Genomic DNA, 19,032 nt, shown 5'->3' on the forward strand with positions numbered 1-19,032 from the left:
GTATTACTTCTTCGCCTTGACCGGCCGCTTCCAGCCGTCGATCGTCATCTGCTTGGCGCGCGACAGCGTCAGCTTGCCTTCCGGCGCATCCTTGGTCAGCGTGGTGCCGGCGCCCAGATTGGCGCCCTTGCCCACCCGTACCGGCGCCACCAGCTGCGTGTCGCTGCCGATGAAGACGTCATCCTCGATGATGGTGCGGTGCTTGTTGGCGCCGTCGTAGTTGCAGGTGATGGTGCCGGCGCCGATGTTGACGCGCGAGCCGACGGTGGCGTCGCCGACATATGCCAGGTGATTGGCCTTGCTGTGCGCGGCGATCTGGCTGTTCTTCACCTCGACGAAATTGCCGATATGGACATCGTCGCCCAGTTCGGTGCCGGGGCGCAGGCGCGCGTAGGGCCCGATCTGCGAATCGGCGCCCACCGAGGCATCCTCGATATGGCAGAACGGCTTGATGTTCGCGCCGCGCGCGATGCGCGCATCCTTGATCACGCAATGTGCGCCGATGGTCACGCCGTCTTCCAGTTCGACCTTGCCCTCGAAGACGCAATTGACGTCGATGGTCACGTCGCGCCCGCAGATCAGGCTGCCGCGCACGTCGATGCGCGCCGGATCGGCCAGCGTCACGCCTTGTTCGAGCAGCGCGCCAGCGATATTGCGCTGATGGATGCGCTCCAGCTCGGCCAGCTGTACCTTGCTGTTGACGCCCAGCGTTTCCCAGACTGCCGACGGCTGCGCCGATACAACGGGAATGCCGTCGGCGACCGCGCGCGCGACGATGTCGGTCAAATAATATTCGCGCTGAGCGTTATCGTTCGATAGCGTCGCCAGCCATTTTTTCAGTTGCGCGGTGGGCGCGACCATGATGCCGGTGTTGACCTCGCGGATCGCGCGTTCGGCATCGTCGGCATCCTTCTGTTCGACGATGCCGACGATCTTGCCGTCCTGGCGCACGATGCGGCCGTAACCGGTCGGATCGTCCAGCTCCACGGTCAGCACCGCCAACTTATCGGCGCCGGCGCTGTCCAACAGTCGTTGCAGCGATTGCCCGGTCGTCAGCGGCACGTCGCCGTACAGGATCAGGGTCGGCGCGTCGTCGCGCAGATGCGGTACCGCCTGCATCACCGCGTGCCCGGTGCCGAGCTGCGGCTCCTGTTTGGCAAAACTGATATCGGGGGCGGCCACCGCTTGCGGAACCGCTTCGCCGCCATGGCCATAGATCACACACATGGCGCCTGGCGACAGGGATTTCGCGGTATCGATCACATGCGACAGCAGCGGTTTTCCGGCCAGCGGGTGGAGGACTTTCGGCAGTGCCGATTGCATGCGCTTGCCCATGCCGGCAGCGAGAATGACAACGTTCATAGAAGTAGAGGTGATGTGATACAAAATTTTATCATGCGATCCCGTCGCGGCTTTTTGGCGAAGCTCAGCGTTTTGGCTCTGGCCTGCCTGATTGCCGGGTGCAGCGCGCTGCGCCTCGGCTATGCCAACGGCGAGAGCGTCGTCTATTGGTGGCTGGATGGCTACGTCGACTTTACAAGCGAGCAAAAGCCCTTGGTCAAAAGCCAGATCAGGCAGCTTTTTGCATGGCATCGCGCGACCCAGCTGCAGGACTATGCGCGCCTGCTCGCACAAGCGCAGCAAGACCTGCAGCGCCCGCTGACCGCGGCCGATGCGCTGGAAGATTATGCGGCCTTGAAGAAGCGCGCCATGCTGGTGACCGACAAGGCGCTGCCGGCGCTGGCCGACTTGGCCTTGTCGCTGCAGCCGAAACAGATCGACCACCTGGCGAGGAAGTTCGCGGCGAACAACGAAAAGTATCGCAAGGACGCCCTGCAAGGCGGCGTCGAGGAACGTCAACGCTTCCGTTTCAAGAAATTTATGAAACAGGCCGAGTACTGGTTCGGCGACTTCAGCGCGCAGCAGGAAGCGCGGATTCGCGCCGCGTCCGATGCGCGCCCGCTCGATAACGAGCTGTGGATGGCGGATCGCCTGCGGCGCCAGCAGGAACTGCTCCGGCTGCTGCGAAAAATTCAGGCGGAGAGGCCGGGCCGCGAAGCGGTGATGACGATGCTGCGTTCGTATATCGACGCGGTGTTCAATATTGTCAGCTACGACGAACACAAGGCGCTTTTCGACGCCTCGCAAGACGCCAACGCGAAGCTGGTGGCACTGCTGGTGAATATCGCCACGCCGCAGCAGAAGGCGCATGCGGCAAAGCGCCTGCAGAGCCTGATCGAGGATTGCCGGGCGCTGGCGGTGCAGTAGCTGTCAAACTGGTCAGGGCACTCAGTCGCCCAGATCGCCGAAGCGCACGACATTGCTGGAGGGCGGAGCGCACGGCTCTTCGTCGAAAGCGATATCGCCATCGAGCATGATCTCGCCGGTCAGCTTCAGATCGGCAAAGCCGAACAGCTGGCGGTCCATCAGGTGCGACGGCACCACGGTCGACAGCGCCGAGAAAATGTTCTCGACGCGGCCCGGGAATTTCTTTTCCCATTCGCGCAGCATCGCCTTGATCTGCTTGCGCTGCAGGTTTTCCTGGCTGCCGCACAAGTCGCACGGGATGATCGGGAACTGCTTGACCTGCGCATAGCGTTCCATATCCGTTTCCTTCACATAGGCCAGCGGGCGGATCACCATGTGCTTGCCGTCGTCCGACTGCAGCTTGGGCGGCATGCCTTTCACCTTCGCGCCGAAGAACATGTTGAGGAAGAAAGTTTCCAGGATATCGTCGCGGTGATGGCCGAGCGCGATCTTGGTCGCGCCCAGCTCGTCGGCCACGCGGTACAGGATGCCGCGCCGCAGGCGCGAGCACAGCGAGCAGGTCGTCTTCCCTTCCGGGATCACGCGCTTGACGATGCTGTAGGTGTCCTGGTTCTCGATGTGGAAGGGCACGCCGATCTTGGCCAGGTACTCGGGCAGCACATGCTCCGGGAAATTCGGCTGCTTCTGGTCCAGGTTGACGGCGACGATATCGAAATGGATCGGCGCGCGCTCGCGCAGCGTGAGCAGGATGTCCAGGAGGCCGTAGCTGTCCTTGCCGCCGGACAGGCATACCATGACCTTGTCGCCATCCTCGATCATGTTGAAGTCGCCGATGGCCTGGCCGACCAGCCGGCACAGCCGCTTGTGCAGCTTGTTGTTTTCGTAAGCGATTTTTTCCGCCTGCTTGGCGCTGACGGCGGCGCCCTCGTTGATTACCGATTCCATCTTTATTCCTTGATATGAATGACTTCCACGCCGACGCCCTCGCAGTCCGGGTACACGTCCGGCTTCTCGGTCGTCACCCGCACCGCGCGCACCTTCGGATGCGCCAGCATCTCGCGCGCAACGTCGTCGCACAGCGTCTCCTGCAGGTGGATATGGCCACGCGCCATGCGGCGCGCAATGGTGTCGCGCATGAAATCGTAGTCGACCACTTCAAACAGGTGGTCCTCCTTCGGCGTCGATTCCGCCAGCGGAATGAACAGATCGACATTGATCAGCACGCGCTGCTCGCCTTTCTTTTCGAATTCGTGGACGCCGATATTGATCATCACTTCGTAATTGCGCAGGAATAGGCGCCGGCAATTGGCGAGGCGGGGGTGCGAGAGAGAAGAGAGCATGGTTCAAACAGTTATTTTGCGATGAACATCACATCGCGTTGCAGGGGAATCAGGTGCTGGCCGCCGTCGACCAGCAGGGTGGTGCCGGTAATGGCCGGATTGTCGGCGGCGAAGCAAACCGTCGCCGCCACGTCCTCGGGCGTGCTGGAGCGGCCCAGCGGCGTCTTGGTATGGGCCTTGGCGAAGCCTTCCTCGGTCTGGTCGCCGGAGACCAGTGTGATGCCGGGTGCCACGCCGACCACGCGCAGCTTCGGCGCCAACGCCTGCGCCAGCATGGTGGTCGCCGCCTGCAGCGCCGCCTTCGACAGCGTGTACGACAGGAAGTCGGGATTGAGGTTGAACAGTTTCTGGTCGAGCAGGTTGATTACCACGCCTGGCGCGCCTATCGGCACCATGTCATGCAGGGCCTGCGCCAGCAGCACCGGCGCGCCCAGGTTCGCATGCATGTGCGCGTCGAGCCGCGCCAGCGAGAAATCGGCCGCGCCGTCGTGCTCGAACAGCGATGCATTATTGACCACGCAGGAGATCGTTGCGCCCATGAGCCGCGCCGCCTGGGGCAGCAGCGCCTTGACTGCCTGTTCGTCGGACAGCTCGCATGGCAACGCCACCGCGCGCCGGCCCAGCGCTTCGATGTCGCGTACGGTCGCCGCCGCCTCTTCGGCGGAGCGGTGGTAATGCACGACGACGTCCCAGCCGTGCCGCGCCAGCGCGAGCGCGATCGTGCGGCCGATGCGTTTGGCCGCGCCGGTCACAAGTGCAACTTTTCTGGCGTCTGTAGTCATATGCGTGTGGTGTCTCGCGCCGGGTTGTCATTTCGATCACGCTCCGGCGCAGGCGCGCCGATTTATTCCAAGCGGCGCGTCGATTTCAATACAATACCGGCTATGCAACTGCAATTGCCCGAACCCTCATCCGATGCGCTGGCCGCTTCGCGCGCGCTGCTCGACCTGATCGTCAACGATATCCGGCGCAATTCCGGCTGGATTTCATTCGCCCAGTACATGGAGCTGGCGCTGTACGCGCCCGGCCTGGGCTACTACAGCGGCGGCGCGGCAAAACTCGGTAAAGACGGAGATTTTACAACCGCCCCCGAAATTACGCCGCTTTTTGGCGCCACGCTGGCGCGCGTCGCGGCCGACCTGATGGCCCGGACCAGCCCGCAAGTCCTCGAATTCGGCGCCGGCACCGGCAAGCTGGCGCGCGATATCCTGACCGAGCTGAACGAGATAGGTGTGTCGGTGCACCGTTACTACATCGTCGAGGTGTCCGGCGAGTTGCGCGCGCGCCAGGAAGAAACCTTGCGCGATTTTCCACAGGTGGCCTGGCTCGACCGCTTCCCGGCCGCGTTTTCCGGCGTTGTCGTCGGCAACGAAGTGCTCGATGCGATGCCGGTCAACCTCGTGGCCAAGACCGCGCAGGGCTGGCAGGAGCGCGGCGTGGGTCTGTCGCCCAGCGGTTTTGCATTCCAGGACCAGCCGTGCGACGAGGCGCTGCAAGCCGCACTGGCCGCGCAGATTCCGCACGCCGACGAGCTGCCCGTCGGGTACGTCACCGAAGTGCATCCAATCGCCGCAGGGTTCATGCATTCGCTGGCCGCGATGCTCGACGCCGGCTATGAACAGTCCGGTCATGGCGGCGCGGCGCTCCTGATCGACTACGGTTTTCCGGCGCACGAATACTACCTCGGCCAGCGTGCGCAGGGCACTCTGATGTGCCACTACCGGCACCACGCGCATCCCGATCCGTTCTATCTGCCCGGGCTGCAGGACATTACCGCCCATGTCGACTTTACCGCCATGGCGCGCGCCGCCATTGACGGCGGACTGGACTTGCTCGGCTATACCAGTCAGGCTGCTTTCCTGCTCGATGCCGGCATCGGCGACCTGTTGCTGCGCACTTCGCCGGAGGATTTGTTGCGCTACCTTCCGCAGGCGAACGCGGTGCAAAAGTTGATTTCGCCGGCCGAAATGGGCGAACTGTTCAAGGTACTGGTGCTGGGCAAGCATGCGCAGCTGCCGGATCGATTCGCCCGCAACGACCGCAGCCACCGGCTATGAACGCTACCGCTTTTTCCGCAATCGACCTTCTAGACCTGGGACGCGCATGATCCGCTGGGTGCTTACCATTTTCCTGGCGCTCGTCATTTTCTCGTCGCTGCTGCCCTGGCTCGAAAAGCTTGGCATCGGCCGCCTGCCGGGCGACCTGCGCTTCACCCTGTTCGGCAAGACGTTTTTTCTGCCGTTCGCTTCCACCATCTTGTTGTCGCTGGCGGTCGTGCTGCTCGGGCGCCTGCTGAAATGAGTACAATCCGCGCATCCATCTGACAAAGGGGGCGCCATGATCCGCTGGGTCGCCGCGATATTCATCGGCTTGTTCGTGTTCTATCCGCTGTTGCCGTTCCTGGAAAAGCTCGGCGTCGGACGCATGCCGGGCGATATTCGTTTTCGTCTGCGCGCCATGATCTTTTGTCTGCCGTTCGGCTCGACCGTGCTGTGGTCGGCGCTGGCCTTCCTAGTTGCGCGGTTCTTGAAATGACCCTGTTGCCGCGTCAACGTGCGCGGCCGCAAACCAATATACTGTTGAGCCTTACCTAAGGCGCGGCACTCCATACCAAGATGCAACCCACCCTGGAACAATTGCGCGAACGCCACGGCGCGCGCTACAAGTGGCTGGTTCTATTGACCGTCATGATCGGCACCATGGCTTCGATCATGTCGTCGACCATCGTCAATGTCGCCGTGCCCGACCTCAGCCATCACTTCGCGCTTGGCCAGGAGCGCGCCCAATGGGTGTCGGCCGGCTTCATGCAGGCCATGACGCTGTCGATGCTCACGACGCCCTGGCTGCTGCTGCGCTTCGGCCTGCGCCGCACCTATACCGGCGCCGTCCTGCTTCTGCTGGCGGGTGGCGTCATCGGTGGCTTCAGCGTCAACTACCCGATGCTGTTGTCCATGCGCGTGGCCGAGGGCCTGGCTGCCGGCATCCTGCAGCCGATCCCCTCCATTGTGGTGTTTCGTGCATTCGACAACAAGCAGCGCGGCACGGCGATGGGCATCTTCGGCTTCGGCGTCGTGCTGGCGCCGGCCATCGGCCCCAGCCTGGGCGGCTTTCTGGTCGAGCATTTCGGCTGGCGCTCGATTTTCTTCGTCGTCGTTCCGTTCTGCCTGGTCGTGCTGGTGATGGTGCGCCGCCTGCTGGCCGTCAACTCGCCGTTCATGGGCGAGGCCAAAGCGCTCGACTGGAAAGGGCTGGCGCTGGCCACGGTGTGCATCACCAGCCTGCTGAACGGGTTGGTGCAACTGCATCACGATCTGGCGCGGGCACTCGGCTTGCTGGCGATCGGCGCTGCCACCCTGGCGGGCTTTGTCGCCTACCAGCGACGTGCCGAGCACGGCTTGCTCAATATGGGCCTGTTCCGCTACCGCCAGTTCGCAATGGGGGCCATGGTTGCGTTCATCTACGGCGCCGGCCTGTTCGGCTCGACGTACCTGCTGCCGGTTTATATGCAGATGGCGCTGAATTACGCGCCGTCGCAGGCGGGCCTGGTATTGCTGCCGGCGGGGATCGTCCTGGCCGTGACGATCGTCTTCGCCGGCAGGCTATCGGACTGGGTCGCGCCGAATGTGCTGGTGTCGATCGGGCTCTTCCTGCTGGCCCTGTCGTTGGGACTGATGGGGCTCGGCACGATCGCCTCCGGCTACGCCACGCTGATCGCGCTGGCGATCCTCGGCCGCATCGGTCTGGGCTTTGTGCTGCCTTCGTTGAGTTTGGGATCGATGCGCGGCGTCGACGCTAGCCTGATTGCGCAGGGCGCCAGCGCGATCAACTTCCTGCGCCAGCTCGGCGGCGCCATCGGCGTAAGCCTGGTAGGCATCGTGCTGGAGTGGCGCCTGTCGCTGTACCCGGCCGGCGCGCCTGGGGTGAGCCTGCGTGCATTTAACGAAACCTTCCTGCTGGTGGCACTGATTTGCGCCAGTGCCATCCTGGCCGCCTGGCGCATGATGCCGGTGCACCATCCTGCCGAGTGACTCGCTAATCCGCCCGCAAGAATTCGGTTAACAGTTCCGGCGGCCGGGCAATCACGGCGCGGCCGCGGAATTCGATAATTGGGCGCTGCAGCAGCTTGGGATGCGCGACGATGGCGCTCAATAGCGTTTCGTCATCGGCTTGCGCGAGCTGGAGGGTGTCGTATTCCTCCTCGTTGGTGCGCACCATGTCGCGCACGCTGCCGCCCAGGAGTTGGTGCAAGGACTGGAGTCGGGCGAGATCGGGCGGCGTTTTCAGGTATTCCACCACAGTTAGCGGCAAGCCATGCTTGCTGGCGAATTGTTCGACCAGGGCCAAGCCTTCGCGCGATTTCGAGCAGCGCGGATTGTGAAAAATGGTAAGCATGTTGAAGTTTTGAGTAGGTCGGTGTGCAGGGCGCCCGCAATCTTATTACAAGCGCTCCATCGGTGCTGGCGGCGAATTGAACCCACTGGGCAATAAATGAGTCAGAGTCAATATTTCCCACCCAAAACGCATCACTGCGCGCTGCCCTATACTGTTCTCCTGCCGGCTGCCTTGGGAGGGTGGGCAGCAAACGTTGTGCTGACTCGACTTTATGCCTCAAGAGAAGAACGATCCACCTACTGATTTTGCCAATCCCTCTGCCGCCGCCGGTGCCGCGCGGCCGGGTATCCACGCACGTCGCCAGGAATCGCCGTGGGCGCTGACCCAGCGCGTGATTTCGGCGCGCTTTCAAGCCCTGTCCGGCAAGGTATTACGCCGTCTCACGCAGAGAACCCTGAAAATCGGCGTATCGGCGCGGATTTTTCATCCCGAAATGGGAGCCAAGGGCTTGCGCAGCAAGACGCTGCAATACCTGGAAGAGTCGATTGCCCAATGGGTGATGTCGCGCGATGTCATGGTGTTCATGATCCCGACCGTGAACAACAACAGTCTGCTACACCCCAGCAATATCCGTCTGCGCGACTATGCCAAACACCTCGACGGTTTGGTATTGCAGGGCGGCGCCGATGTCTCGCCGCAGACTTATTCGGAAGTCGCGACCCGGCCGGAATGGAGTGGCGACCGCGCACGAGACATGTACGAGCTGGAGCTGCTGCATGAATTCGTCGAAGCCGGCAAGCCGGTGCTCGGCATATGCCGAGGCTGTCAGTTGATCAACGTCGCGTTCGGCGGCACGCTTTACCAGGACATTGCCTCGGACGTGCCGGCGGCGATCGAGCATGTCAACGACCTGTACGACAGCCATTACCACACCATTCATTTTCGCCAGGGATCGTCGCTTGAGTCGATGTTCCCGGCCAAACCGGACGCGCTCGTCAATTCGATTCACCATCAGGCGGTCAAGGACCTGGGGCGCGACCTCGTCGTGGAGGCGGTATCGGGACCGGACAGCATCGTGGAAGCCATTCGCTATCAAAAGGCGCGCTTCGTGATGGGGCTGCAGTGGCATCCGGAATTTCATCGCGGACGCAGCGCCGAATTGTTGGACTGCACACCGATATTGGATGACTTTCTAAGGGCAGCACGCGAAACACGGTTCTAACAATTTATTTACTTATTGGCAATGTGTTTGCATGTTGTTGTGAGAAATTGCTGGCCAAATTCTTATTTCAGTTGACAAGGGAAGGACTCTCTACTATAGTTTGGGGTTCCCTGCGGAGGGGTGGCCGAGTGGTTAATGGCAGCAGACTGTAAATCTGCCCTCTTACGAGTACGCTGGTTCGAATCCAGCCCCCTCCACCAGCAGTAACGCAGGAGAAATGTGCGGCTGAAGAGGTTCCCTGCGGGTGTAGCTCAATGGTAGAGCAGAAGCCTTCCAAGCTTATGACGAGGGTTCGATTCCCTTCACCCGCTCCAGTTTTGGTTGGACGTAGTAAGTAATACGGACAGCAAATGCCCTTGTAGCTCAGTGGTAGAGCACTCCCTTGGTAAGGGAGAGGCCACGTGTTCAATCCACGTCAAGGGCACCAGTTTTCATTGGTGTATCCAAATAGCAAGGCAGTCGGGCACGTGCCTAGACATTCTCATCAAATCGTTAGGAGTCGAAAATGGCAAAAGGCAAGTTTGAGCGGACAAAACCGCACGTGAATGTGGGCACGATTGGTCACGTTGACCATGGCAAGACCACCCTGACTGCAGCAATTGCAACGGTGTTGTCGTCGAAGTTTGGCGGCGAAGCGAAGAAATACGACGAAATCGATGCGGCGCCGGAAGAAAAGGCGCGCGGCATTACGATCAACACCGCGCACATCGAATACGAAACCGCGAACCGCCATTATGCGCACGTGGACTGCCCTGGCCACGCCGACTATGTGAAGAACATGATCACCGGCGCAGCGCAGATGGACGGCGCAATCCTGGTGTGCTCCGCCGCTGACGGCCCGATGCCGCAAACCCGCGAACACATCCTGCTGGCCCGTCAGGTCGGTGTGCCGTACATCATCGTGTTCCTGAACAAGTGCGACATGGTCGACGACGCCGAGCTGCTCGAGCTGGTTGAAATGGAAGTGCGCGAGCTCCTGTCCAAGTACGAATTCCCGGGCGACGATCTGCCGATCATCCGCGGTTCGGCCAAACTGGCGCTGGAAGGCGACAAGGGCGAGCTGGGCGAGCAAGCGATCATGAAGCTGGCCGATGCGCTGGATTCCTACATCCCGACGCCGGAGCGTGCCGTGGACGGCACCTTCCTGATGCCGGTGGAAGACGTGTTCTCGATCTCCGGCCGCGGCACCGTGGTGACCGGTCGTGTTGAGCGCGGCATCATCAAGGTTGGCGAAGAAATCGAAATCGTCGGTATCCGCGACACCGTCAAGACCACCTGCACCGGCGTGGAAATGTTCCGCAAGCTGCTCGACCAAGGTCAGGCTGGCGACAACGTCGGCGTGCTGCTGCGCGGTACCAAGCGTGAAGAAGTCGAGCGTGGCCAAGTGCTGGCCAAGCCGGGTTCGATCAAGCCGCACAGCCACTTCACGGGCGAGATCTATGTGCTGTCGAAAGACGAAGGTGGTCGTCACACCCCGTTCTTCAACAACTACCGTCCGCAGTTCTACTTCCGTACCACGGACGTGACCGGCGCGATCGAGCTGCCGAAGGACAAGGAAATGGTGATGCCGGGTGACAACGTCTCGATCACGGTGAAACTGATTTCCCCGATCGCGATGGAAGAAGGTCTGCGCTTCGCCATCCGCGAAGGCGGCCGTACCGTCGGCGCCGGCGTCGTTGCCAAGATCATCGAGTAATACCTGACAGAGCGCCGCGACGATCGGGTTGAATCCGATCTCGTGGTGCCCGTCATTCAAGCAAAGTTTTACGCGTAGGGGTATAGCTCAACTGGCAGAGCGTCGGTCTCCAAAACCGAAGGTTGGGGGTTCGATTCCCTCTGCCCCTGCCACCGATAAGGCCGCAGGGCACGAAAGCAAAGCGTATGTCTAACCACCCCGTCGAAACTGTCAGCACATCGGGCGACAAGGTCAAAGTCGTCCTGGCAATCTGTGCCGTGATTGCGGGTGTCGTCGGCTTTTATTTCCTGTCCGATAAGCCCACTCTGGTGCGTGCCGGTGCGTTGGTCGCCGGCTTGATAGTCGCAATCGCAATCGCCTGGACATCCGATCCGGGTCGCAATTTCCTTGGTTTTGCCAAGGAGTCTGTGCGTGAAACCAAGAAGGTCGTCTGGCCAACCCGTAAAGAAGCTATGCAGATCACCGGCGTTGTGTTCGGTTTCGTTCTGTTGATGGCGATTTTCCTGTGGGGTACTGACAAAATTCTTGAATTCGTGTTGTACGACCTGATCTTGGGCTGGAAGAAATAATGAGCGAGAACATGCAAGATACCGCGCCCCGATCTGGCGGCAATAAGCGCTGGTACGTTGTGCACGCTTACTCCGGCATGGAGAAGAGCGTGCAGCGTGCTTTGATGGAGCGCATCGAGCGTGCCGGGATGCAGGATAAATTTGGTCAGATCCTGGTGCCGACCGAAGAAGTCATCGAAGTCAAGAATGGTCAAAAATCGGTCACTGAGCGCCGTTTCTTCCCGGGGTATGTCCTGGTTGAAATGGAAATGACGGATGAAACTTGGCATTTGGTAAAGAACACCAGCAAGGTTACCGGCTTCATCGGCGGGAAATCCAACAAGCCGACGCCGATTCCTCCGCACGAAGTCGACAAGATCCTGCATCAGATGCAAGAAGGTGTTGAAAAGCCACGCCCGAAAGTGCTGTACGAAGTGGGTGAGTTGGTGCGCATCAAGGACGGTCCTTTCACTGACTTCAACGGTAACGTTGAAGAGGTCAATTACGAGAAATCGCGAGTGCGCGTCTCGGTCACCATTTTCGGTCGCGCCACGCCGGTCGAACTGGAATTTGGGCAGGTCGAAAAAGTCTGATCTGCCGTTTTTAAGATTATTTGCAGTAAAACGCCCCCCGGAGCGTCGCATGCCTCACCGCCTGTGGAATCTAGGAGCAGCAAGAGAGGAGCCTCAATAGTGAGTCGAATAGACGAGCGACCGGGCGCTAACACTCAATCAACGTAGGAGCCATCATGGCAAAGAAAATCATCGGTTTTATCAAGCTGCAGGTGCCGGCTGGTAAAGCCAACCCATCCCCCCGATCGGCCCGGCGCTGGGTCAGCGCGGCCTGAACATCATGGAATTCTGCAAGGCGTTCAACGCCCAGACTCAAGGCGTCGAGCCGGGTCTGCCGATTCCGGTGGTGATCACCGCATTTGCCGACAAGTCCTTCACCTTCGTGATGAAGACTCCGCCGGCAACGATCCTGATCAAGAAGGCTGCTGGCATTCAGAAGGGTTCGTCCAAGCCCCATACCGACAAGGTCGGCAAGATCACCCGCAAGCAAGCGGAAGAAATCGCAACAACCAAGATGCCGGATCTCACGGCGGCTGACATGGATGCTGCCGTGCGTACGATCGCCGGTTCCGCACGTTCCATGGGTATCACGGTGGAGGGTCTGTAATGGCTAAGCTGTCCAAGCGCGCAAAAGCGATCAAGGCAAAAGTCGATCGCACCAAGCTCTATCCGTATGACAATGCAATTGCGCTGATCAAGGAATGCGCAACTGCCAAGTTTGATGAGTCGATCGACGTTGCCGTGCAACTCGGCGTGGACGCCAAGAAGTCGGACCAAGTGGTTCGTGGTTCCGTCGTTCTGCCGGCTGGTACCGGCAAGACCGTTCGTGTTGCCGTGTTTGCTTCCGGCGACAAGGCAGAAGCTGCAAAAGCCGCAGGCGCAGACATCGTCGGCATGGAAGACCTGGCTGAGCGTATCAAGGCGGGCGACATGCCGTTCGATATCGTGATCGCTTCGCCGGACACCATGCGTATCGTTGGTACGCTCGGTCAAATCCTCGGCCCGCGCGGCATGATGCCGAACCCGAAGGTTGGCACCGTGACTCCGGACGTCGCGACTGCAGTCAAGAATGCGAAAGCCGGTCAAGTGCAGTACCGCACTGACAAGGCAGGCATCATTCACGCGACCATCGGTCGCAAGTCGTTCAACGACGCCGATCTGAAGACCAACCTGTTGGCACTGATCGACGCACTGAACAAGGCCAAGCCGGCAACCAGCAAAGGTGTTTACCTGCGTCGCGTTGCAATCTCGTCGACGATGGGCGCAGGCGTGCGCGTCGATCAGTCGAGCCTGGCTGCCTAAGTAGCGAATCAAGTCCTCATGCCGAGCCAGGCATGAGGCGAATCTTTGGGCTGGGCCTGCTTCGGCAAGATGGAAGAAGGGCCAGATTATCAAAGACCGTTGGGCGGCGTGCATGCATTGGTGCACAAAGTTAAACACCGGCAGAGCAATCTCCGGCACCCAACGCAGATGGTGTACCCGAACAAGTTTTGTAGTCTCAACGCTGGTTTTGCCAGTACTGAACTCCTAAACTTCGGACGCCGTGTTCGAACCGATGCGAGGTATTTACCGAACATCATTTTTGGAGGTTGATCTTGAGTCTCAATCTGAATGACAAGAAGGCCGTCGTCGCCGAAGTCTCCGCAAAGGTAGCAACTGCGCAGACTATCGTCGTGGCCGAATACCGTGGCATCCAGGTTGGTCACTTGACGCAACTGCGCGCCAAAGCGCGTGCCCAAGGTGTGTACATGCGCGTGTTGAAAAACACGCTCGCACGTCGCGCCGTCGAGGGTACGCCGTTTGCTGGCCTCGCCTCCGAAATGACCGGCCCGTTGATCTACTCGATCTCCGAGGACGCCGTTGCAGCTGCTAAAGTCGTTCACGACTTTGCCAAAGGCAACGACAAGCTGGTTGTTAAGGCAGGTAACTACGCAGGCAAACCGCTCGATAAGGCGGGTGTTGCTGCGTTGGCTAGCATTCCGAGCCGTGAAGTCCTCATCTCCCAGTTGCTGGGTGTTATGCAGGCTCCGGTTTCCGGCTTTGCCCGTGCACTGGCTGCTCTCGCAGCGAAAAAGGAAGCCGAAAGCGCTTAACCGCTTTTCGCACCTTTTTGCGTCAATACCGATTAGATGTAATTACCGAATCAATTTAGGAGTTTCAAATGGCAATTAGCAAAGAAGATATCCTCGAAGCAGTAGGCCAGATGTCCGTGATGGACCTGAACGATCTGGTCAAGGCTTTTGAAGAAAAATTTGGCGTGTCCGCAGCTGCAATGGCAGTTGCTGGCCCGGCAGCTGGCGCTGGCGCTGGCGCGGCTGCTGCTGAAGAGCAGACCGAGTTCACCGTTGTTCTGTCCGAAGTGGGCGCGAACAAGGTTGGCGTGATTAAGGCAGTTCGCGAAATCACCGGCTTGGGCCTGAAGGAAGCCAAGGACCTGGTTGACGGTGCACCGAAGCCGGTCAAGGAAGGCGTTGCCAAGGCAGATGCAGAAGCTGCCAAGAAGAAGCTGGAAGAAGCTGGCGCGAAGGCCGAACTCAAGTAATTTCGGCTTGCCAGGGCGAGTCAACATCGCCGGAGTCAAAGCTCAGAACTCTCTTGCAAGAGGGGGTTCGGCTTTGGCTCCTTTGTCGTTTTCGTGTTTTGTCGTGCCTTTGCCTGTATCAAGGCCTGGACTTAGGCAAAGGAAGAGTCGAGTTAGTAGGTAGTCTAGTTAACGCCGAAGGGCTGAGACTTGAGGTTTCGCAGATGGCAGCGGGCGACGTAATAACCTGCAGCGAGTCCTGAATTCTCCATCCTTCCTGTCACTCACGGAGTGTCCATGCACTACTCATTCACTGAGAAGAAGCGCATTCGCAAGTCGTTCGCGAAGCGCGCTAACGTTCACAACGTTCCGTTCCTGCTGGCGACCCAGCTCGAGTCGTATACGAGCTTCCTGCAGGCCGATAAAGCTGCATCTCAACGCAAGAATGAAGGTCTGCAATCCGCCTTCACCTCGATTTTCCCAATCGTATCGCACAATGGATTTGCGCGGCTAGAGTTTCTGTCTTATGTGTTGGGTGACCCGCCGTTCGACGTGAAGGAGTGCCAACAGCGCGGGCTGACCTTTGCGTCGCCGCTGCGCGCGAAGGTGCGCCTGGTCATTCTGGACAAGGAATCGCCGACCAAGCCGGTCGTGAAAGAAATGAAAGAGCAGGAAGTCTACATGGGCGAACTGCCGCTCATGACGACCAACGGTTCGTTCGTGATCAACGGTACCGAGCGCGTGATCGTGTCGCAGTTGCACCGTTCGCCGGGCGTATTCTTCGAGCACGACCGCGGCAAGACGCATTCGTCCGGCAAGCTGCTGTTCTCCGCCCGTATCATTCCGTACCGCGGCTCCTGGCTCGATTTCGAATTCGATCCGAAGGACATCCTGTTCTTCCGCGTCGACCGTCGTCGCAAGATGCCGGTCACGATCCTGCTGAAGGCCATCGGCATGACGCCGGAGCAGATCCTGGCGAACTTCTTCGTCTTTGACAACTTCACGTTGCGCGCCGATGGCGGTGAGATGGAATTCGTCGCCGAGCGCTTGCGCGGTGAAGTGGCGCGCTTCGATATCACCGACAAGTCGGGCAAGGTCATCGTCGCGAAAGACAAGCGTATCAACGCCAAGCATGTGCGCGAAATCGACGCAGCCGGCATCAAGCATATCTCCGTGCCGGAAGACTATCTGATCGGCCGCGTACTGGCGAAGAACGTGGTCGACGCTGAAACCGGCGAAGTGATTGCCAACGCCAATGACGAGCTGACCGAAGAACTGATCGGCCGCCTGCGCGAAGCGGGCGTTGCCGACATTCAGACGTTGTATACCAACGACCTGGATCAGGGCGCCTACATTTCGCAGACGCTGCGCATGGATGACACCGCTGACCAGATGGCGGCGCGCGTGGCAATCTACCGCATGATGCGCCCCGGCGAGCCGCCGACCGAGGAGTCGGTGGAGGCGCTGTTCAACGGTCTGTTCTACAGCGAAGAACGTTACGATTTGTCCGCGGTTGGCCGCATGAAGTTCAATCGCCGTATCGGCCGCGACGAACTGACGGGCGCCATGACGCTGTCGAACGAAGACATCCTGGCTGTGATCAAGATCCTGGTCGAATTGCGCAATGGCCGTGGCGAAGTGGACGATATCGATCACCTCGGTAATCGTCGCGTGCGCTGCGTCGGCGAGCTGGCGGAAAATCAGTTCCGCGCCGGCCTCGTGCGTGTTGAGCGTGCCGTGAAGGAGCGTCTGGGCCAGGCTGAAACCGAAAACCTGATGCCGCATGACCTGATCAACTCCAAGCCGATCTCGGCTGCGATTCGCGAGTTCTTCGGTTCGTCTCAGTTGTCGCAGTTCATGGACCAGACTAACCCGCTGTCGGAAATCACCCACAAGCGCCGCGTGTCGGCACTGGGCCCGGGCGGTCTGACTCGTGAGCGCGCTGGCTTCGAAGTGCGCGACGTGCATCCGACCCACTACGGTCGCGTGTGCCCGATCGAAACGCCGGAAGGTCCGAACATCGGCCTGATCAACTCGCTGGCGCTGTATGCGCGCCTGAACGAGTACGGCTTCCTCGAGACGCCGTACCGCAAGGTCGATAACAGCGGCGTCACGAACCAGATCGACTATTTGTCCGCCATCGAAGAAGGTCGTTATGTGATCGCTCAGGCGAACGCGACCATCGACAAGGAAGGCAAGTTGTCGGACGAACTGGTGTCCGCGCGTCAGGCAGGCGAAACGATCCTGGTGTCGCCGGAGCGCGTGCAGTACATGGACGTGGCACCGGGCCAGGTGGTGTCGGTGGCTGCATCGCTGATTCCGTTCCTCGAGCACGATGATGCGAACCGTGCGTTGATGGGCGCAAACATGCAGCGTCAGGCGGTTCCTTGCTTGCGGCCGGAAAAGGCCTTTGTCGGTACCGGTATCGAGCGTACCGTGGCGGTCGATTCCGGCACTACGGTGCAGGCGTTGCGCGGCGGCGTGGTCGATTACGTCGACGCGGGCCGTATCGTGATTCGTGTGAACGACGATGAAGCCGCCGCAGGCGAAGTCGGTGTTGATATCTACAATCTGATCAAGTACACCCGTTCCAACCAGAACACCAACATCAACCAGCGTCCGATCGTCAAGGTTGGCGACCGCGTGTCCAGGCGTGACGTCATCGCCGATGGCGCATCGACTGACCTGGGCGAACTGGCGCTCGGCCAGAACATGCTGGTGGCGTTCATGCCGTGGAACGGCTACAACTTCGAGGACTCGATCCTGATCTCGGAGCGTGTTGTTGCGGACGATCGTTATACTTCGATCCACATCGAAGAGTTGTCGGTCGTGGCACGCGACACCAAGCTGGGCGCGGAAGAAATCACACGCGATATTTCCAACCTGGCAGAGAACCAGCTCGCGCGTCTGGACGAATCCGGCATCGTGTATATCGGTGCGGAAGTCGAAGCCGGCGACGTACTGGTTGGTAAGGTGACGCCGAAGGGTGAAACCCAGCTGACGCCGGAAGAGAAGCTGCTGCGCGCGATCTTCGGCGAGAAGGCCTCCGATGTGAAGGATACTTCGCTGCGCGTACCGTCCGGCATGGTCGGTACCGTGATCGACGTACAGGTGTTTACCCGTGAAGGCATCGCACGCGACAAGCGCGCGCAGCAGATCATCGACGACGAACTGAAGCGCTACCGTCTCGACCTGAACGACCAGTTGCGTATCGTGGAAGGCGATGCATTCCAGCGTCTGGAGAAGATGTTGATCGGTAAGGTCGTCAACGGTGGTCCGAAGAAGCTGGCCAAGGGCGCGAAGATCACCAAGGAATACCTGGACGATCTGGACAAGTACCACTGGTTCGACATCCGTCCGGCAGAGGACGACGTGGCGGCAGCCCTGGAAGCGATCAAGGAATCGATCGCTGAGAAGCGCCACCAGTTCGACCTCGCGTTCGAAGAGAAGCGCAAGAAGCTCACCCAAGGCGACGAACTGCCGCCGGGCGTGCAGAAGATGGTCAAGGTCTACCTCGCGGTGAAGCGCCGCCTGCAGCCTGGCGACAAGATGGCAGGCCGCCACGGTAACAAGGGTGTGGTCTCGCGTATCGTGCCGGTGGAAGACATGCCGTACATGGCGGATGGTACGCCGGCCGACATCGTGCTGAATCCGCTGGGCGTGCCGTCCCGTATGAACGTCGGTCAGGTGCTGGAAGTACACCTGGGTTGGGCATCGAAGGGCTTGGGCCTGCGTATTGGCGAAATGCTGCAGGTGCAAGCCAAGGCAGCCGAACTGCGTCAGTTCCTGAAGACCATTTACAACGAGTCCGGCAAGCAGGAAGACCTCGATAATTTCACCGATGAAGAGATCCTGTCTCTGGCGAACAACCTGAAGCATGGTGTGCCGTTCGCGACACCGGTGTTCGACGGTGCGCATGAGGAAGAAATCCGCCGTATGCTCGACCTCGCTTACCCGGACGACATCGCCAAGAAGCTCGGCATGACGCCGTCGAAGAACCAGGTCACGATGTACGACGGCCGTACCGGCGAAGCGTTCGAACGCACCGTCACGGTCGGCTACATGCACGTGCTTAAGCTGCACCACCTGGTCGACGACAAGATGCACGCGCGTTCGACCGGCCCGTACTCGCTGGTGACCCAGCAGCCGTTGGGCGGCAAGGCGCAGTTCGGCGGCCAGCGTTTCGGCGAGATGGAAGTCTGGGCGCTGGAAGCCTACGGCGCGTCCTACGTGCTGCAGGAAATGCTGACGGTGAAGTCGGACGACGTGACCGGCCGTACCAAGGTGTACGAGAACCTGGTCAAGGGCGATCACGTCATCGACGCAGGCATGCCGGAATCCTTCAACGTGCTGGTGAAGGAAATTCGCTCGCTTGGCATCGATATCGATCTCGAGAGGGATTAAGGAAGGAAAGCCCCGCCGGTTGCATAGCCGACCGGCGGGCACACAGTATTCGGCAGCGTGGGGATGCGGTGACCGCTCCCGGTATCGCCGGAACTCTCGCCACATGGCGAAGGGCTCTCCCGGCGATGC

18 protein-coding genes, 4 tRNA genes and 1 pseudogene are annotated in these 19,032 nt (G+C 60.1%); 18 read left to right on the forward strand and 5 right to left on the reverse strand.

The features are described 5' to 3' along the window. Window positions 1–3 precede the first annotated feature (3 nt). Window positions 4–1,362, reverse strand: a complete 1,359-nt coding sequence (gene glmU / locus FAY22_RS20445; RefSeq protein ID WP_146332601.1) for a bifunctional UDP-N-acetylglucosamine diphosphorylase/glucosamine-1-phosphate N-acetyltransferase GlmU — start codon at window positions 1,360–1,362, stop codon at window positions 4–6. Between glmU and FAY22_RS20450 the strand changes: the two genes are divergently transcribed. Beyond that, window positions 1,318–2,268 (forward strand): DUF6279 family lipoprotein, encoded by a 951-nt coding sequence (locus FAY22_RS20450; RefSeq protein ID WP_246860592.1) that lies wholly within the window; start codon window positions 1,318–1,320, stop codon window positions 2,266–2,268. The genes glmU and FAY22_RS20450 overlap by 45 nt on opposite strands. A gap of 21 nt (window positions 2,269–2,289) precedes the next feature. On the opposite strand, the gene ttcA is transcribed toward FAY22_RS20450, so the two are convergent. Genes ttcA through FAY22_RS20465 form a run of 3 tightly spaced genes read right to left on the reverse strand, consistent with a single transcriptional unit; the run spans window position 2,290 to window position 4,390 of the window. Next, window positions 2,290–3,213 carry a tRNA 2-thiocytidine(32) synthetase TtcA gene (gene ttcA, locus FAY22_RS20455; protein ID WP_146332605.1) on the reverse strand — a complete coding sequence of 308 codons (924 nt, stop codon included), beginning with the start codon at window positions 3,211–3,213 and terminating at the stop codon, window positions 2,290–2,292. A gap of 2 nt (window positions 3,214–3,215) precedes the next feature. Beyond that, window positions 3,216–3,608, reverse strand: a complete 393-nt coding sequence (locus tag FAY22_RS20460) for a dihydroneopterin aldolase (RefSeq protein ID WP_146332606.1) — start codon at window positions 3,606–3,608, stop codon at window positions 3,216–3,218. Between the two features lie 11 nt (window positions 3,609–3,619). Beyond that, on the reverse strand, window positions 3,620–4,390 hold the full coding sequence (locus FAY22_RS20465) for an SDR family oxidoreductase (protein ID WP_146332608.1): 771 nt from the start codon (window positions 4,388–4,390) through the stop codon (window positions 3,620–3,622). A 102-nt stretch (window positions 4,391–4,492) separates the two neighbouring features. Here FAY22_RS20465 and FAY22_RS20470 point away from each other — a divergent pair, with 102 nt between their 5' ends. The 4 genes from FAY22_RS20470 (at window position 4,493) to FAY22_RS20485 (ending at window position 7,636) form a co-directional block, all read left to right on the forward strand. Then, window positions 4,493–5,665, forward strand: a complete 1,173-nt coding sequence (locus FAY22_RS20470) for a class I SAM-dependent methyltransferase (RefSeq protein WP_146332610.1) — start codon at window positions 4,493–4,495, stop codon at window positions 5,663–5,665. 46 nt (window positions 5,666–5,711) lie between these two features. Beyond that, window positions 5,712–5,909, forward strand: a complete 198-nt coding sequence (locus tag FAY22_RS20475; RefSeq protein WP_146332611.1) for a DUF2905 domain-containing protein — start codon at window positions 5,712–5,714, stop codon at window positions 5,907–5,909. 36 nt (window positions 5,910–5,945) lie between these two features. Beyond that, complete coding sequence (locus tag FAY22_RS20480; RefSeq protein WP_146332614.1) at window positions 5,946–6,143, forward strand: DUF2905 domain-containing protein; 198 nt, start codon at window positions 5,946–5,948, stop codon at window positions 6,141–6,143. An 80-nt stretch (window positions 6,144–6,223) separates the two neighbouring features. Beyond that, window positions 6,224–7,636, forward strand: a complete 1,413-nt coding sequence (locus tag FAY22_RS20485) for a DHA2 family efflux MFS transporter permease subunit (protein ID WP_146332615.1) — start codon at window positions 6,224–6,226, stop codon at window positions 7,634–7,636. Between the two features lie 4 nt (window positions 7,637–7,640). Here FAY22_RS20485 and arsC read toward each other — a convergent pair whose 3' ends face one another. Continuing rightward, window positions 7,641–8,000 (reverse strand): arsenate reductase (glutaredoxin), encoded by a 360-nt coding sequence (gene arsC, locus FAY22_RS20490; RefSeq protein ID WP_146332617.1) that lies wholly within the window; start codon window positions 7,998–8,000, stop codon window positions 7,641–7,643. Between the two features lie 211 nt (window positions 8,001–8,211). Here arsC and FAY22_RS20495 point away from each other — a divergent pair, with 211 nt between their 5' ends. The 13 genes and pseudogenes from FAY22_RS20495 to rpoB all read left to right on the forward strand — a co-directional run bounded on the left by FAY22_RS20495 (window position 8,212) and on the right by rpoB (window position 18,903). Beyond that, on the forward strand, window positions 8,212–9,162 hold the full coding sequence (locus tag FAY22_RS20495) for a gamma-glutamyl-gamma-aminobutyrate hydrolase family protein (protein WP_146332619.1): 951 nt from the start codon (window positions 8,212–8,214) through the stop codon (window positions 9,160–9,162). A 114-nt stretch (window positions 9,163–9,276) separates the two neighbouring features. Continuing rightward, window positions 9,277–9,362 (forward strand) — tRNA-Tyr (locus FAY22_RS20500). Window positions 9,363–9,402: 40 nt separating this feature from the next. Beyond that, window positions 9,403–9,476 (forward strand) — tRNA-Gly (locus FAY22_RS20505). A gap of 38 nt (window positions 9,477–9,514) precedes the next feature. Continuing rightward, window positions 9,515–9,589: transfer RNA gene (locus tag FAY22_RS20510), tRNA-Thr, on the forward strand. Between the two features lie 78 nt (window positions 9,590–9,667). After that, window positions 9,668–10,858, forward strand: a complete 1,191-nt coding sequence (gene tuf / locus FAY22_RS20515; protein WP_040038612.1) for an elongation factor Tu — start codon at window positions 9,668–9,670, stop codon at window positions 10,856–10,858. Window positions 10,859–10,934: 76 nt separating this feature from the next. Then, a tRNA-Trp gene (locus tag FAY22_RS20520) sits at window positions 10,935–11,010 on the forward strand. 33 nt (window positions 11,011–11,043) lie between these two features. After that, window positions 11,044–11,427 carry a preprotein translocase subunit SecE gene (gene secE, locus FAY22_RS20525; RefSeq protein WP_146332620.1) on the forward strand — a complete coding sequence of 128 codons (384 nt, stop codon included), beginning with the start codon at window positions 11,044–11,046 and terminating at the stop codon, window positions 11,425–11,427. Between the two features lie 11 nt (window positions 11,428–11,438). Continuing rightward, window positions 11,439–11,999 (forward strand): transcription termination/antitermination protein NusG, encoded by a 561-nt coding sequence (gene nusG / locus FAY22_RS20530; RefSeq protein WP_146333564.1) that lies wholly within the window; start codon window positions 11,439–11,441, stop codon window positions 11,997–11,999. Window positions 12,000–12,154: 155 nt separating this feature from the next. After that, window positions 12,155–12,585, forward strand: a pseudogene (gene rplK / locus FAY22_RS20535) (50S ribosomal protein L11). Continuing rightward, on the forward strand, window positions 12,585–13,280 hold the full coding sequence (gene rplA / locus FAY22_RS20540) for a 50S ribosomal protein L1 (RefSeq protein ID WP_146332622.1): 696 nt from the start codon (window positions 12,585–12,587) through the stop codon (window positions 13,278–13,280). Before rplK ends, rplA begins: the two are co-directional and overlap by 1 nt. 293 nt (window positions 13,281–13,573) lie before the next feature. After that, window positions 13,574–14,071 (forward strand): 50S ribosomal protein L10, encoded by a 498-nt coding sequence (gene rplJ, locus FAY22_RS20545; protein WP_146332623.1) that lies wholly within the window; start codon window positions 13,574–13,576, stop codon window positions 14,069–14,071. Between the two features lie 68 nt (window positions 14,072–14,139). Continuing rightward, window positions 14,140–14,520, forward strand: a complete 381-nt coding sequence (gene rplL / locus FAY22_RS20550; RefSeq protein ID WP_146332625.1) for a 50S ribosomal protein L7/L12 — start codon at window positions 14,140–14,142, stop codon at window positions 14,518–14,520. A gap of 276 nt (window positions 14,521–14,796) precedes the next feature. Then, window positions 14,797–18,903 (forward strand): DNA-directed RNA polymerase subunit beta, encoded by a 4,107-nt coding sequence (rpoB, locus tag FAY22_RS20555; protein ID WP_146332627.1) that lies wholly within the window; start codon window positions 14,797–14,799, stop codon window positions 18,901–18,903. Window positions 18,904–19,032: the final 129 nt, after the last annotated feature.

Source organism: Noviherbaspirillum sp. UKPF54 (genome assembly GCF_007874125.1).
GTDB lineage: Bacteria > Pseudomonadota > Gammaproteobacteria > Burkholderiales > Burkholderiaceae_D > Noviherbaspirillum.